Origin of the sequence: Campylobacter sp. US42a, assembly GCF_004379055.1 — a bacterium.
Lineage (GTDB): Bacteria > Campylobacterota > Campylobacteria > Campylobacterales > Campylobacteraceae > Campylobacter_D > Campylobacter_D jejuni.
Genome location: NZ_RYYK01000002.1, coordinates 172,061 through 187,233 on the forward strand (window position 1 = coordinate 172,061; position 15,173 = coordinate 187,233).

The 15,173-nt window shown below is 30.6% G+C and carries 18 protein-coding genes; 12 read left to right on the forward strand and 6 right to left on the reverse strand.

The window, feature by feature from the left end:
* Window positions 1-29 precede the first annotated feature (29 nt).
* Together rplT and rpmI are read right to left on the reverse strand one after the other, a co-directional pair.
* A complete protein-coding gene (rplT, locus tag ELQ10_RS03035) occupies window positions 30-383 on the reverse strand; it encodes a 50S ribosomal protein L20 (protein ID WP_002851731.1) in 354 nt (117 codons plus the stop codon).
* A gap of 93 nt (window positions 384-476) precedes the next feature.
* A complete protein-coding gene (gene rpmI / locus ELQ10_RS03040) occupies window positions 477-668 on the reverse strand; it encodes a 50S ribosomal protein L35 (protein WP_002777995.1) in 192 nt (63 codons plus the stop codon).
* Window positions 669-823: 155 nt separating this feature from the next.
* Between rpmI and ELQ10_RS03045 the strand changes: the two genes are divergently transcribed.
* From ELQ10_RS03045 to ELQ10_RS03060, 4 genes are all read left to right on the forward strand, one after another.
* Window positions 824-1,990: a hypothetical protein gene (locus ELQ10_RS03045; protein WP_002871839.1), complete on the forward strand. Its 1,167-nt coding sequence runs from the start codon at window positions 824-826 to the stop codon at window positions 1,988-1,990.
* 136 nt (window positions 1,991-2,126) lie between these two features.
* Window positions 2,127-2,528, forward strand: a complete 402-nt coding sequence (locus ELQ10_RS03050) for a bacteriohemerythrin (protein WP_002851900.1) — start codon at window positions 2,127-2,129, stop codon at window positions 2,526-2,528.
* A 177-nt stretch (window positions 2,529-2,705) separates the two neighbouring features.
* Window positions 2,706-3,887 carry a NifS family cysteine desulfurase gene (locus ELQ10_RS03055; RefSeq protein ID WP_002858709.1) on the forward strand — a complete coding sequence of 394 codons (1,182 nt, stop codon included), beginning with the start codon at window positions 2,706-2,708 and terminating at the stop codon, window positions 3,885-3,887.
* 9 nt (window positions 3,888-3,896) lie between these two features.
* Window positions 3,897-4,868: an iron-sulfur cluster assembly scaffold protein NifU gene (locus tag ELQ10_RS03060; RefSeq protein ID WP_002840050.1), complete on the forward strand. Its 972-nt coding sequence runs from the start codon at window positions 3,897-3,899 to the stop codon at window positions 4,866-4,868.
* Window positions 4,869-4,891: 23 nt separating this feature from the next.
* Here the strand turns inward: ELQ10_RS03060 and ELQ10_RS03065 are convergent, their stop codons facing one another.
* Complete coding sequence (locus tag ELQ10_RS03065; protein ID WP_002866376.1) at window positions 4,892-6,775, reverse strand: mechanosensitive ion channel family protein; 1,884 nt, start codon at window positions 6,773-6,775, stop codon at window positions 4,892-4,894.
* On the reverse strand, window positions 6,772-7,407 hold the full coding sequence (locus tag ELQ10_RS03070; protein WP_002851887.1) for a carbonic anhydrase: 636 nt from the start codon (window positions 7,405-7,407) through the stop codon (window positions 6,772-6,774). The genes ELQ10_RS03065 and ELQ10_RS03070 overlap by 4 nt, the downstream gene beginning before the upstream one ends.
* A gap of 159 nt (window positions 7,408-7,566) precedes the next feature.
* Between ELQ10_RS03070 and ELQ10_RS03075 the strand changes: the two genes are divergently transcribed.
* From ELQ10_RS03075 to ELQ10_RS03105, 7 genes are all read left to right on the forward strand, one after another.
* Complete coding sequence (locus tag ELQ10_RS03075) at window positions 7,567-8,262, forward strand: Bax inhibitor-1/YccA family protein (RefSeq protein WP_002851668.1); 696 nt, start codon at window positions 7,567-7,569, stop codon at window positions 8,260-8,262.
* A 103-nt stretch (window positions 8,263-8,365) separates the two neighbouring features.
* The gene (secG, locus tag ELQ10_RS03080; RefSeq protein WP_134250178.1) at window positions 8,366-8,737 is read left to right on the forward strand and encodes a preprotein translocase subunit SecG; all 372 of its coding nucleotides are present in this window, start codon (window positions 8,366-8,368) and stop codon (window positions 8,735-8,737) included.
* Window positions 8,738-8,746: 9 nt separating this feature from the next.
* Window positions 8,747-9,310, forward strand: coding sequence for a ribosome recycling factor (gene frr / locus ELQ10_RS03085; protein WP_079460285.1), 564 nt, complete (start codon window positions 8,747-8,749; stop codon window positions 9,308-9,310).
* Between the two features lie 2 nt (window positions 9,311-9,312).
* The gene (gene pyrE, locus ELQ10_RS03090) at window positions 9,313-9,921 is read left to right on the forward strand and encodes an orotate phosphoribosyltransferase (RefSeq protein WP_002854423.1); all 609 of its coding nucleotides are present in this window, start codon (window positions 9,313-9,315) and stop codon (window positions 9,919-9,921) included.
* Entirely contained in the window at window positions 9,922-10,332 is a 411-nt protein-coding gene (locus ELQ10_RS03095) for an RDD family protein (protein WP_002866373.1), read from the forward strand. It begins immediately after the preceding gene.
* A 13-nt stretch (window positions 10,333-10,345) separates the two neighbouring features.
* Entirely contained in the window at window positions 10,346-11,368 is a 1,023-nt protein-coding gene (locus ELQ10_RS03100; protein WP_002851758.1) for a ribonucleotide-diphosphate reductase subunit beta, read from the forward strand.
* A complete protein-coding gene (locus ELQ10_RS03105) occupies window positions 11,355-12,728 on the forward strand; it encodes a nicotinate phosphoribosyltransferase (RefSeq protein ID WP_134250179.1) in 1,374 nt (457 codons plus the stop codon). Before ELQ10_RS03100 ends, ELQ10_RS03105 begins: the two co-directional genes overlap by 14 nt.
* Here ELQ10_RS03105 and ELQ10_RS03110 read toward each other — a convergent pair.
* A complete protein-coding gene (locus ELQ10_RS03110) occupies window positions 12,697-13,245 on the reverse strand; it encodes a gamma carbonic anhydrase family protein (protein WP_002851622.1) in 549 nt (182 codons plus the stop codon). The genes ELQ10_RS03105 and ELQ10_RS03110 overlap by 32 nt on opposite strands.
* Before the next feature lie 88 nt (window positions 13,246-13,333).
* Here ELQ10_RS03110 and ELQ10_RS03115 point away from each other — a divergent pair, with 88 nt between their 5' ends.
* Window positions 13,334-13,963 carry a protein-L-isoaspartate(D-aspartate) O-methyltransferase gene (locus ELQ10_RS03115; RefSeq protein WP_002851780.1) on the forward strand — a complete coding sequence of 210 codons (630 nt, stop codon included), beginning with the start codon at window positions 13,334-13,336 and terminating at the stop codon, window positions 13,961-13,963.
* Window positions 13,964-13,982: 19 nt separating this feature from the next.
* Here the strand turns inward: ELQ10_RS03115 and ELQ10_RS03120 are convergent, their stop codons facing one another.
* The gene (locus ELQ10_RS03120; RefSeq protein ID WP_134250180.1) at window positions 13,983-15,164 is read right to left on the reverse strand and encodes an aspartate aminotransferase family protein; all 1,182 of its coding nucleotides are present in this window, start codon (window positions 15,162-15,164) and stop codon (window positions 13,983-13,985) included.
* Window positions 15,165-15,173 lie beyond the last annotated feature (9 nt).

Below are 15,173 nucleotides of genomic sequence, written 5' to 3' on the forward strand. Positions count from 1 at the left end.
AAAAATCTTGAAATTCTTACACTAAAAAATTAAAGTGCTTTTTTTGCGGCCTCTGCAATTTTTGCAAAAGCAGCAGCATCATTCATAGCTAAATCTGCTAGAATTTTTCTATCAAGTTCAATGCCTGCTTTTTTAAGACCATTGATAAATCTTGAATAACTTAAATCATTGAGTCTGCAAGCAGCATTGATACGCACAATCCAAAGACGACGGAAGTCTCTTTTTTTGCGGCGTCTATCACGATAAGCATAGACTAGACTTCTTTCTAATTGTTCTTTTGCTTTTCTAAAATGTTTGCGGCGTCCACTATAAAAACCACGCGCTAATTTTAAAACTTTTTTATGTCTGCGGCGTCTAACAACACCTGTTTTTACTCTTGCCATTTTTATTTCCTTTCATAAAGTGGCGTCCAAATTTGGAGCTTGCCCTTGAAATTTTATCTCAGAGGGGAGTTTGAATGACTTTTAGTCAAAAACTTAAATTCCTAGCATTTTTTCAACAGCTTTTACATTTGTGCTATGCACATATTTAGCTGTGCGAAGATCACGCATTCTTTTTGCAGGTTTTTTAGTCAAAATATGACTTCTAAAAGCTGAGCCTCTTTTGATTTTATTTTTACCTACTTTGAAGCGTTTAACTGCGCTTTTAACGCTTTTCATCTTTGGCATACGCTTTCCTTATTTAGATAAATTTTTATTTTTCAAATTAAAAGAAAAGCTAAATACTATCAAATTTTTTCTAATTTTTGACTGAATTTAATTTTTAAAAAACTTGGCACACCTTTTGCTTATAAAAAATCAGCAATATTTTGGAAAGATTTAAAATGACTATAAATTCGGCAAATCCATATCAAAATTTAACCTTATCTAATCCTTTGCAGAATAGCTCTGCTCTAAATTTAATTAAAGATAGCAAAGCTTTGGATCAAGAAGGAAATGAAAATAGCTTAGAACAATTAAGTTATATTTTTAACAATACCACTTATGCTAGTGAATTTGGATTTAGAATCAATGAAGAAGGTTTTTTTGATAAAGATTTAAATAAAATTGCAAATATACCAGAATCTTATAATATCAACATTAAAAGCGTTAGAAGCATAGCAAAAGAACTCGCAAAACAAGATGAAAATTTAAACTATAATAAAATTGATCTACCTTATCTTTTAAATAGCTATCATAGTTCATTAAAATCTATAAATTCAGAATTTTTACAAGATGATAATGCTTATTTAAGTCGCGATCTTATTTCAAAACTATCATCAGGTTTTTCAACAGATAATGGAGAATTTTTAGGCCAAATTTCAAGAATTTACAACAATCAAGAAGAAATTGATTTGGCATTAAGCAATATCACAAATTTAAATACTTTAATGTTAGATAATAAAATAACTAATTTTCATTTTGATAAAGCCATAGAAAACACTTCTTCTAATGAAATTTTAAAACCTTATTTAACTAAAAATGCAGAAGTATCAAAATCTGGTCTTTTAATGAATTTTATCTACCATGATATAAAAACTCAAAACGAAAAAGAATTTAACTTTTTTATGAAACCTGCCACTTTAGAACTAAGCTCTCATCAAAATTTACAAAAAATTCTCAAGGGCGAAACAGATATAGAAGATTACATCAAAAAAGAAAATGAAAAAAAGATGAGTTTTGATCTTTATCTTTATGTTAATGGCGTAGATAAAAAAACAAGCACTCAAGACAAACTATCTGTATTTTTTCAACAATATATTAATTACCAAAAAGATATGGATTTAAGAGAATTTGCAAATTCAAGTTCAATATTTCAAATTTATATCGATCAAAATCGCAATGATTTTGATGCTCTTAAAAAACAATATCAAAACCAAAGTCAAGATACGCAAAGATTAGAAGAAGCAAATCAACTACGTTCTAGCTCTATAGAAAATTTTTTAGATCGTCGTCAAAAACAAGCAAATATAAATAAAATTTTAAACTCTTATATGTCTGTGATGGTTTAAAATAATTTTTTAAAAAATATATAAATTATAAATACTTTAATAATAATAATTTTTATATAATTAATTAATAAAATTTTAAGTATTATAGCATTATAATCCGCTCTCGAAAAATATAAATATAAAAGTACTCAAAACCATGACTTATAATGAAAAAATTATTTCGATGAATAATGATCTTTTAGATCATCAACATAAAGAACTTTTTGAAATTTCTAAAAAACTCTCTTTAATGAACCAACGTCATGTTGGAACAAAAGAGTTAAAAATTGTCTTAAGAGAATTGTTGATAATGATCAATAGACATTTTTCAGATGAAGAAGCCTTTATGAGAGAAATAGAATATCCTTATATCAACCATCATACAAGAATTCATAGAAAAATTATCTTAGAAATTGAAGAAATTATCATCAGTGAAGCTAAATTTGTAAATATAATGACCGAAAAATTAAATCTCGTTGTTCAAGATTTTATCTTTAAACATACAGCCAAAGAAGATTCAAAGATAGTAAAGTATTACGAAGAAAAATTTAAGAAATAGTATTTCTCATTTTTGCTATATAAAATTCACAAAATATTTCACTTTAAAATTTTACTTTAGCATTTTATTTTTGTTATAATTTTTAACCTAATTTTTATAAATTTTTGTTATTATCCGTTTTCAAATAAAGATAAAAAATATCCTAATTAAAATTAAGGATAAATTAAGGATTTTAAAGTGAAAGTATATTTAGATAACAACGCAACGACAATGCTTGATCCTAATGCTTATGAGTTGATGCTACCTTTTTTAAAGGATATGTATGGAAATCCAAATAGCCTTCATCAATATGGTAGCGCAACACATCCTGCCTTAAGAGAAGCTTTGGATAAACTTTATGCAGGACTTGGAGCAAATGACCTAGATGACATAGTTGTAACCTCCTGTGCGACAGAAAGCATTAACTGGGTGCTTAAGGGTGTGTATTTTGATCATATTTTAGATAAAGAACGCAATGAAGTGATTATTTCTAGTGTAGAACACCCTGCTGTTACTGCTGCTGCTTATTTTTTAAAAAGTCTTGGAGTAAAAGTCATAGAACTTCCTGTAAATGAAGAAGGGGTTTCTACTGTAGAAGATTTGCGTAAAGTGATTAGCGATAAAACAGCGCTTGTAAGTGTTATGTGGGCAAATAATGAAACAGGTATGATTTTTGATATTAAAGCGATGGCAGAACTTGCGCATGAATTTGGTGCTCTTTTTCATACAGATGCTACTCAAGCAGTAGGTAAAATAAAGGTTAATTTAACTCAAGTAGGAGTTGATTTTGCTTCATTTTCAGCACATAAATTTCATGGACCAAAGGGTGTGGGTGGACTTTTTATAAAAAAAGGACTTAAACTTACTCCACTTTTACACGGTGGAGAACACATGGGTGGTCGTAGAAGCGGAACTTTAAATGTGCCTTATATAGTGGCTATGGGCGAGGCTTTGCGTATTGCAAATACTATGCTTGATTTTGAAGATTCTCATATACGCCGTTTAAGAGATAAACTAGAAGATCAAATTTTAGCCTTACCTGATACAACAGTGGTTGGAAAAAGGGAACACCGTGTGCCTAATACAATCTTAGCAAGTATTAAAGGAGTTGAAGGCGAAGCGATGCTTTGGGATTTAAATAAAAATGGTATAGCTGCAAGTACGGGCTCAGCCTGTGCAAGTGAAGCTTTAGAAAGCAATCCTATTATGGAAGCTATCGGTGCGGAGCATGATTTAGCACATACAGCTTTAAGGCTTTCTTTGTCACGTTTTAACACTGAAGAAGAAATTGATTATGCAGCAAAACAAATTAAAAATGCAACACAGAGATTAAGAGCAATTTCTTGTACTTATGCTTATAATCCAAATAATTACAAATAAGGATGAAAAATGGGAAAAAATAGTTTAATTGGTGGATCCATTTGGGATGAGTATTCACAAAAAGTTCAAGATAGAATGAATAATCCTCAACATATGGGAGAATTTAGTGAAGAAGATGCTAAAGCACGCAATGCAAAATTGATCGTAGCTGATTTTGGCGCAGAAAGTTGCGGCGATGCGGTAAGACTTTTTTGGCTTGTAGATGAAAAAACTGATAAAATTATCGATGCAAAATTTAAAAGTTTTGGTTGTGGTACAGCTATAGCAAGTAGTGATACTATGGTGGATCTTTGTATAGGAAAAACTGTAGATGAGGCAGTAAAAATCACAAATTTAGATGTGGAATTTGCTATGCGTGATAATCCAGAAACTCCAGCTGTTCCACCTCAAAAAATGCACTGTTCGGTTATGGCTTATGATGTAATCAAACAAGCAGCAGCGCATTATAAAGGTATAAGTCCTGAAGATTTTGAAGATCAAATTATAGTTTGCGAGTGCGCTAGGGTAAGTCTTGGAACTATTAAAGAAGTGATTAAACTTAATGATTTGCATAGCGTAGAAGAAATCACACAATATACTAAAGCGGGTGCTTTTTGTAAATCCTGTATCAAACCAGGCGGACATGAAAAAAGAGATTATTACCTTGTAGATATTTTAGCTGAAACTAGAGCTGAAATAGATAGAGAAAAACTCAAAAATACAATGAAAAGTGATGTGGCTTTTGATGAAATGACCGTAGTGGGACAATTAAAAGCAGTTGAAAGTGTTTTAGATGCTGAAATTCGCCCTATGCTTCATAATGATGGTGGAGATTTGGAAGTGATTGATATACAAAAGGCTGAAGGTGCAGCAATTGATGTTTATATTCGTTATCTTGGTGCTTGTAGTGGTTGTTCTAGTGGAAGTGGTGCAACACTTTATGCTATTGAAACAATTTTACAAGAAGAATTAAGTCCAAATATACGCGTTATGCCAGTTTAAAAAAATAGCAAGATAAAATCTTGCTATTTTATAGCTTTTGCTTGCAAATCAAGGGGTGGTAAATTTTCTATATAAATACTACGACTTGGGAAAGCAAAGGTTAAACCATTTTTTTCAATTATACGCATAAACTCAAGCATTAAACTTTGTCTAGCTTCTCTAAAATCTTTTCCACCTATTTCTTTGGTATAAAAATAAAGCTCTATATTAATACTACTATCTGCAAATTCACTTAAAGCCACATAACAAGCATTTTTATAGCCTTCTAAATCATTAATAGATACAAGATTTTGACGATATTTTGTTGTATGATCGCCATATTTTAATGCGCTATCCTCATCGTGAGCTACCAAATCACTTGTATGCAAAAATTCTCTTAGATCTTTTACACATTGTTCTAGTTTTTCAGGAGTAGCATCATAACCAACACCCAAATACATTCTAACATGGCGACCCATGCGTCTTTTACTCCAATTTTTGATATTAGCTCCCATAATAGTTGAATTTGGTAAAAATACAAGACAATTATCAAAAGTTCTAATAGTAGTTTTTCTAAGTCCTGTTTCAACCACGGTTCCTTCTATGCCTGAAACCTCTACCCAATCTCCTTGATTGAAACTATTATCAAAAAGTAAGAGTATAGAAGCAAAGAAATTTGCAATGATATCTTTCGCCGCTAAAGCAACAGCTAAACCACCAATTCCCAAAGATGCAATAATAGCCGAAATATTAAAACCAAGTTGAGCAAGAATATATAATAAAGCTATGATAATAATGACAAAATATAAAATTTTAATAATTAAATTTACAACTTCTTTTTTTCCACTTTTTTGAGCAAGTTTAGAAACCAATACCACGCCATAACCATCAAGCATTCTTAAAATAAGCCATGCAATTAAAACTGCATAAACTATATGAAAGAAATTACTTAAATTTACACTCAAAGGTGCAGGATAAGTTGCTATAGTAAGACAAAGAGAAATGGCATAGACAATCAACAAGAAACCTACGGGTTTTTTAATATTCTCAATAAAAATGACTTTAATATCATCTACATCATTTTTATTTCTATAAAAAAGCTGAACAAGGAAAAAATATACTATATTTGCAAAAAAACGTCTTAAAGATATAAAAAATACTAAAACCAAAGCAGAAATTACTATTTTTCCGATATTAACAAAACTTACCCCAATTGCCTCATTTATACGATCTATCCAAACTTGAAGCTCGAGTAATGAAAAAATATAATTACTTTCAAGCAAATCTGCATTTGAACGTAAATACTTAAGAATTTCAGAATAAGAATCTACAGCATTACTGATATATCTTTCTTTTAGGGTAATTTTTTCTAATTCTTCTGGATTTGTAATTTTGCTTTTAAAACTATCTAAATTAACATTAGAAGAATTTTGTAAATTTTCCATTGCCTTATCAACAGTAGCAATCAAATCTTCACTGCTTGCTGTATTTTTAAAAAGTTTTTCCACTTCAAACAAAGAAGAATAAAAACTTTCCACAATGTTAAAATAAACTAGATTAAGAGTGGCATCTGTATAAATGTAAGGCTTATTAATATTCTTTTTTTGAACATCTAGTAATTTTTCTTTTGCTTTTAAAAATCTAGCCACTGCCTCTTCATTAATCTTTTGTCCTACTATCATATCGGGTATTTTTGCTAAAATAGTCTTTTTGTCTTTTTCAAATTCACTTAAAATACCATTAAAAGTGCTTGAATTTTCATCATTGTTTTTCTTAAATTCTTTAATTTGATTGTTAAGATCAACATATTTTTCAACTAAAGCATAAATTCCTTCATCTTCTTTACTAATATTCGCATCAATAAATTTAAATTCTTGTGCTCCAAGGTATAAAATAAAAAAACATAAACTAAAAATAATTTTTTTCATTGAACTTTCCTATCCTGTATTAAAGTAAAAATTTTTGCTTTAAAATCATACTCATAAATTTCACCTGTCTCTATAATATAATACCAAGCATGTACTTCTATTTTTCCTTCATCTAAAGCTTCTTGCACGCCTGGATAAGTAAGTATATTTTGCAAAGAATTTACTAAATTTAATTTTTCTGTAAGCCATGAACGCATAGCCAAATCGTCTCTTGCAAAAATCATCACATCTTTTTTTATCGGATCTAACATGGTAAGCCATTTTTTCACGTTAGGAATTTTATTTAACTCTTCATCAGAATAATAAAGAGCATTGCAACCTCCACAATTACTATGGCCACAAACGACGATATTTTTAATATGCAATGAATTTAAAGCATACTCTATTGCTGAAGTTGTCGCCAAGTAATCTTCTCCAACGCGATAAGGTGGAACTATATTTGCAATATTTCGTATTACAAAAAGCTCACCTGGACCCGTATTAGTGATCAAATTTGGAATTACTCTAGAATCAGAACAACCTATAAAAAGAGTATGGGGATTTTGCTTATTTTTTAGACTTTCAAAAAGTTCTTCATGCTCCTTAAAGTCTTCTTGCATAAACTTAATCGCACCGCTAATAAGATTTTCCATAAAACCAACCTGAAACTAAAATCTTGAAATTATAACAAAATTTCAGCAAAGATTTCATTTAAGCATAAGATATTATATAAATTAACTTTTTATTTAGTCTAATATGTTAGATTTCGCTCAAGATTTTAAAAAATCTAACAATTTTGCAAGGAGAATTTTATGAGTCTTTATGATAGAGACTACTCAAGATCAAAAGAATTTGAAAATACACGCTCAAGCGAATTAAGTATTTTTATTAAACAAACTTATCAACTTTTTGCTGCTTCATTATTAGCTGCAACAGTAGGTGCGTATGTAGGAATTTTTGCTTTAGCATCATTTTTTATACAATCACAAGTAACTTTTTGGATCCTTTTTGCTGTTGAAATCGGACTTTTATTTGCTTTGCAATGGAAAAAAAGAGAGGCTCCATTAAATCTTGTTTTACTTTTTGGTTTTACTTTCTGCTCAGGTTTAACGCTTACACCTTTACTTATTTCAGTTTTAGCTCTACCAGCTGGAGGAATTATCATCGCTCAAGCTTTTGCTTTAACAACAGTTGCTTTTGCAGGACTTAGTGTATTTGCTATGAATACAAAAAAAGATTTTACTGTTATGGGTAAAGCTTTATTTATAGTATTAATCGTTATTGTAGCAGCATCTTTACTAAACCTTTTCTTCCAAAGCAGTATAGTTAATCTAGCTATTTCAGCAGTAGCTGCAATATTATTTTCATTTTACATTCTTTATGATACGCAAAATATTATCCGCGGAAATTATGAAACTCCAATCGAAGGTGCAGTAGCACTTTATCTTGATTTTGTTAATCTTTTCGTATCTTTACTTAATATCTTAAGAAGCTTCAATAGCAGATAAGTTTTTGTGGGATTTTTCTCACAAAAACTTTTCAAGTTTCAAAACTTTTCAAGTTTTATTTAGTTAAAATAATCATTTAAAAATTAACTTTTAGGAATTTTCAATGATCACTCTTTTAATCATTTTACAATTTATCATCGTTGTAGTTATTTGTATAGCAGTTTTACTTCAAAAAAGTTCAAGTATAGGACTTGGAGCTTATAGTGGAAGCAATGAAAGTTTATTTGGCGCCAAAGGACCGGCTGGATTTTTGGCAAAATTTACCTTTGTCATGGGAATTTTATTTATTGCAAATACTATTGGTCTTGGTTATTTATACAATAAAGCTAGCAAGGACTCTTTAGCAGAGAAAATTAAAGTAGAAAACAACAACACTACTATTCCAAGTGCTCCTATTGTGCCTGCTACCCCAAACACAAATTCTATCGCTCCAAGTGCACCACAACTTCCAAGCGATGTTAATTCAAGTAAATAATTAAAGGAAATGATAATGCTAAGTGAAATTTTTAACAAACAAAAAACCCAAAGTGAAAAATCTTTAGAAGCCTTAAAAAAAGACTTCACCACTTTAAGAACTGGAAAAGTTAATACCCATATTTTAGATCATATTACAGTGGATTATTACGGAACTCAAACTCCTTTAAATCAAGTTGCAACTGTTTTAGCAAGCGATGCTTCAACTATTAGCATCACTCCTTGGGAAAAACCTTTACTAAAAACCATAGAAAGTGCTATTGCAGCTGCAAATATCGGTGTAAATCCAAACAATGACGGCGAAAGTGTAAAATTATTTTTCCCTCCGATGACTAGAGAGCAAAGAGAAGAAAACGTAAAACAAGCTAAAGCTATGGGTGAAAAGGCAAAAGTTTCTATAAGAAATATACGCAAAGATGCCAACGATGCAGTTAAAAAACTAGAAAAAGATAAGGCAATAAGCGAAGATGAAGCAAAAAAAGCTTATGATGAAGTGCAAAAACTTACCGACACCTATACAACAAAAATTGATGAGAGTGTAAAAAGCAAAGAAAGTGAACTTTTAAAGGTTTAACGATGAATTTAGAGCAAATTTATAAAGATTGTGGTGCTTATTTAGAAGGGCATTTTTTACTAAGTTCAGGTAAACATTCGCAATTTTATCTTCAAAGTGCAAAAGTTTTAGAGGATCCAAAATTAGCAGCAAAACTTTGTGATGAACTTGCAAAGATTATTGCAAGCTATAAGATAGAATTTGATAGCATTTGTTCTCCTGCTTTAGGTGGAATTTTAGCAGGTTATGAGCTTGCAAGAGCTTGTAGTAAACGTTTTATCTTCACTGAAAGAGTAAATAAAGAAATGACTTTAAGACGTGGTTTTGAAGTAAAAAAGGGTGAAAAATTTATAATTTGTGAAGATATCATTACTACAGGTGGTAGTGCTCTAGAAAGTGCAAAAATCATTGAAAGTTTAGGTGGCATTGTTGTAGGTTTTGCAGCATTGGCAAATCGTGGTTTTTGTGCAGTAGAAAATTTAAAATCTCCAAGAAAAGATAATGCGAAATTACCTGAAAATTTACCACTCTTTACTCTAGGAAATTTTGAATTTGAAATTTATGATGAAACAAATTGCCCACTTTGTAAAAAAGGGAGTAAAGCTATAAAACCAGGAAGTCGTGGAAATTAAATGAAAACTAAAGCAAAAATTAGCTCTAGATGGCTAAGATTTAGAGCTTTGCTTATAGATATTTTTCTTATTTATGTTCCTATTTTGTATTTATTTTATTTTCTATTAGGCTCTAAAGAAGCTTTTTTAAACAACCATTTTATCACAACTTTATGTACTTTTTTATTTGGTTTGATTCAAGCTATTTTTTTAACAAAAAAGGCACAAAGCCCAGGTCTTAAAGCGTATGATTTATATCTTATTGATATAAAAACGGGAAAGAAGCTAAGTTTTCTTAGAATTTTACTAAGATATGTGATATTTATTATAAGTTTTGGCTTACTCTTTGGTTTATTTGTCAGTTTTATAAGAAAAGATCGTTTAAATTTACACGATATTTTAACTCAAAGTTGTATAGCTACTAAAGCATAAAGAAAGGTTAAAAATGCAAAGAAAAAGAATTTACAATCCAAGTTCAAACGAAACCCTAGGAGATCGTAAAGTTTTTGATGGTAACCCACATGGAATTTTAAATTTCACTAAGGCAAAATATACTTGGGCTTTAAAACTTTGGGATTTAATGGAGGCAAATACTTGGTTTCCAAAAGAAGTGGATACAACTAAAGATGCACTTGATTATCGCTGTAATTTAACTGCAGGTGAAAAAAGAATGTATGATTTGGTTTGGAGTCAGCTTATTTCTATGGATAGTTTTCAAACCAATAATTTAGCAGACAATATCAACCCTTACATCACAGCTCCTGAAATCAATGCAGTTTTGGCACGCCAAGCTTATGAAGAGGCAAACCATTCAAAATCTTACGCTGTTATGGTAGAAGCGATTTGCGATAATACAGATTTGATTTATGAAATGGAAAAGCATGATGAAACTTTACGTGAAAAAAATGACTTTATTTCAAGCATTTATGAAGAATTAGCAGGCGATGTAGATGATAATAAACTTCTTTTAGCTATGGTGGCAAATCAAATTTTAGAAGGAGTATATTTTTATAGTGGTTTTACTGCTATTTACGCACTTGCGCGTGCAGGAAAAATGCTAGGTTCAGCACAAATGATCCGTTTTATCCAAAGAGATGAAATCACACATCTTTTATTATTTCAAAATATGATCAATTCAGTACGCAAAGAAAGACCCGATTTGTTCCATGATGAAAATATCAATAAAATTTATGATATGTTTAAAAAAGCTGGAGATCTTGAGATCAAATGGGGTAAATACATCACTCAAAATCAAATCATGGGCTTTACTGATGATATCATAGAAGAATACATCCATTATCTTGTAGATCAAAGATTAAGTGCGATCAATTTAGATAAATTATACAATGCAAAACATCCCATTAAATGGGTAGATGATTTTTCAAAATTTAACGATCAAAAGAGCAATTTCTTTGAAAGTAAAGTAACGAATTATTCTAAGGGTAGTATAAGCTTTGATGACTTCTAAAACTTCTTTAGCCTTGCTTTGTGATTTTTATGAATTTACAATGTCTCAAGGCTATTTCAAAAACAATAAAAAAGATCAAATTTGTTATTTTGATATATTTTTTAGAAAAATTCCAGATTCGGGTTCTTTTGCTATTTTTGCAGGTCTTGAAGATATTTTAGACTTTGTTGAAAATTTGAGTTTTGATACAGAAGATATAGAATTTTTAAGAAAACAAGGTATTTTTGATACAGAATTTTTAGATTTTTTAGCCAGTTTTAAATTTAAAGGTGAAATTTATGCCATGCGAGAAGGAGAAGTGATTTTTCCAAACGAACCTTTACTTTGCGTTAAAGCTACAACTATAGAAGCACAGCTTTTAGAAACTTTTTTACTTTTAAGTTTAAACCACCAAAGCCTTATTGCTACCAAAACCAATCGTATCGTGCGTGCAGCTAAAGACAGTAAAATTTTAGAATTTGGTTCACGCAGAGCACAAGGAAGTGAAGCAGCCTTAAAAGGAGCAAGAGCAGCTTTTATAGGAGGTTGCATAGGAAGCGCTTGTACTTTAGCAGGAAAAATTTATAATATCCCTATCAATGGAACTATGGCACATTCTTGGGTGCAAATGTTTGAAAATGAACTTGAAGCTTTTAAAGCTTATGTGAAAATTTATCCAAAAAATCCTGTTTTTTTGATCGATACTTATGATTGTCTAAATAGCGGACTTAAAAATGCGATTAAAGTTTTTAAAGAATTTGGTATCCAAGAAGGCGGTGTGAGAATAGATTCTGGAAATTTGCTTGAGTTGAGTTTGAAAATCAGACAAGAACTTGATCAAGCAGGACTTCAAAAATGTAAAATCATAGTTTCTAACGCCCTTGATGAATGGAGTATTAAAAAACTCAAAGAACAAAATACACCTATTGATATCTTTGGTGTAGGCGAAAGATTGATCACTGCTTCAAGCGATCCTATTTTTAGTTGCGTTTATAAACTCGCAGCCTTAGAAGATCAAGGCATAAAACCTAAAATCAAAATCAGCGAAAATAACGAAAAATCAACCCTACCTCATTTTAAAAAGCTTTTTAGGGTTTATGATAAAAACACGCAAAAAATCCTTTTTGATGAGCTTTATGTTTTTGACGAAAACCCAAATCAAGATGAAAATTTAGAACGCAAAGAACTTTTAGAATTAGTCTACAAAGAAAAAAGACTTCTTAAAAAGTCATCTTTAAATACTATTCAAGATTATACAAAAGAGCAAATTTCAAAACTCGATGAGAGTTTTTTAGATCTTGATCGTTTTGTGAAATTTGAAGTAAAACTCTCGCCTAAACTTCAAAATATCACTGAAGATCTTTTAAAAACTCGTTTTTAAAATCCACATAATTTAAAGCGGATTGTTTTAGAAAGCTGACTTCTTCATCGTTTAATTCACGCACAAATTTTGCAGGATTTCCAAGTATCAAAGAGCGTGGCGGAAATTTTTTACCCTTTGTTACAACGCTTCCAGCACCCACTATGCTATCTTCTTCTATCAAAGCATTATCCATGATAACAGCATTCATTCCGATTAAAACACGATTTTTTATCACACAAGCATGGATAACGCAATTATGTCCTATAGTTACATCATCTCCTATTATTGTAGGAAAACCAGCATCTTTTAACTTTCCTTTTTCATCAAATTCCCTATGCCAAACATGCACCGTGCTAAGATCTTGAATATTGGTTCTTTTGCCAATTTTTATAAAATTAACATCGGCTCTTAAAACACAATTAAACCAAATACTACTTTCATCTCCTATTTCTATTTCTCCTATGATTTTAGCGCCCTCTGCAACAAAAACATTTTGACCTAGTTTGGGACTATGATTTTTAAATTTTATAAGCATTTTTTTCCTTTTTATTTAAGTATAGCTAAGTTTAACTCTATTTCAACTTTTTTAGTTACAATTTTTATTTAAATTTATAGGAGAAGTAATGAACGCATTTGAACAAAAAAGATGTCAAAATATGGCTGAAGAAATTGCACAAAAAGTTTTTATCAATGAAGAGCTTTTTAATGCTTTTTGTCAAATTCCGCGTGAAATTTTTTCTCCTTTAAAAGCCCATGCTTATCGCCTTGATGCTTTGCCTTTGGCAAATTCTCAATGGATTAGTTCACCTTTAACTGTAGCTAAAATGACTATGGCCTTGGATTTTAAAAATGCTGATAGTATTTTAGAGATAGGTTGTGGAAGTGGCTATCAAGCTGCGATTTTAAGCAAAGTCATAAGGCGTGTTTTTACCATAGAACGCATAGAAAATTTAGCCAAAAAAGCCGCTCAAACTTTCAGAGAATTAGAACTTTTTAATATCAATGTAAAATTTGATGATGGGCAAAATGGCTGGAAAAATTATGCTCCTTATGATAGGATTTTATTTTCTGCTTATGCGACACAAATTCCTGAAATTTTACTCGATCAATTAAGTGATGACGGTATTTTAGTCGCTCCTATTTTACACAATGGCAAACAATTCATCACACGCCTTAGAAAAAATGGCACAAATTTACAAAAAGAAATTTTAGAAGAATGTTTATTTGTGCCTATAGTAGATGGGAAAGAATAAACTTTTTTTACAAAATTTATTAAAAACTCTTTAGAGCCTTTCTTAACTTTTCACTCATTTCATCAATATGTTCTTTTTGCAAAATCAAAGGAGGTAAAAATCTCAAATCATTCTCCCCGCAACTTATCAGTAAAAGTGCATTTTCTTGGCATTTTTGAATGACCTTAGCTACTTTTACATTTTTATCAAGACTAAGCCCTTGCATAAACCCTAAGCCTTTGCGTTTTTTACAAAAATCAAATTCTTTGATCAACTCATCTAAACTTTGTTCTAAATAAGGCGTGAGTTTATTGACATTTTCTAAAATTTTTTCTTCTTTAAAAATTTCAAAAACCGCATTCACTCCTACACAAACCAAAGGATTTCCTCCATAAGTGCTACCATGATCGCCCGCTTCTAAAGAATTGCTTGCTACTTTTTGATTTATTACAAAAGCACCCACACTAAGCCCACAACCTAAAGCCTTAGCTGAAGTCATGATATCGGGTAAAATTTGCGCGTGCTCATAGGCAAAAAATTTTCCACTTCTACCCATGCCACATTGAATTTCATCAGCGATTAATAATATATCTTTTTCATCGCAAAGCTTTCTTAAGGCTTTGTAAAAATCTTTATTTGCAGAATTTATCCCACCTTCTCCTTGCACGCTTTCCAAGATAATAGCGCAAGTTTTTTCATTCACCAGTTTTTCAACGCTTGAAATATCATTATATTTTGCAAATTTAACCCCTGAAATTAAAGGTTTAAAAGGCTTTTGATATTTTTCATTAGCAGTAAGCGATAAAGCCCCTAAAGTACGCCCATGAAAAGAATGCTTAAAAGCGATAAATTGTCCACCCTTAATACCTTTGTTAAAGGCGTATTTTCTAGCTGTTTTCATCGCTCCTTCTATACTTTCTGTACCAGAATTTGTAAAAAAAACACGTTCTAAAGCACTAGCTTTGGCTAAATTTTTAGCTGCAGCGGCTATGTTTTCATTATAATATAAATTGCTAGTATGCAAAAGCTTATCCACTTGCGCTTTGATTTTAGCATTAAATTTAGCATGATTATATCCTAAAGCACAAACACCTATGCCACTTGAAAAATCAAGATATTTTTTAGCCTTATCGTCAAAAAGATAAACTCCCTGCCCTTTTTCTAAAACTATATCAAAACGCTTATAAGTAGGGATAATATGACTTTGTTCTTTATAATCCATTTTTCATCC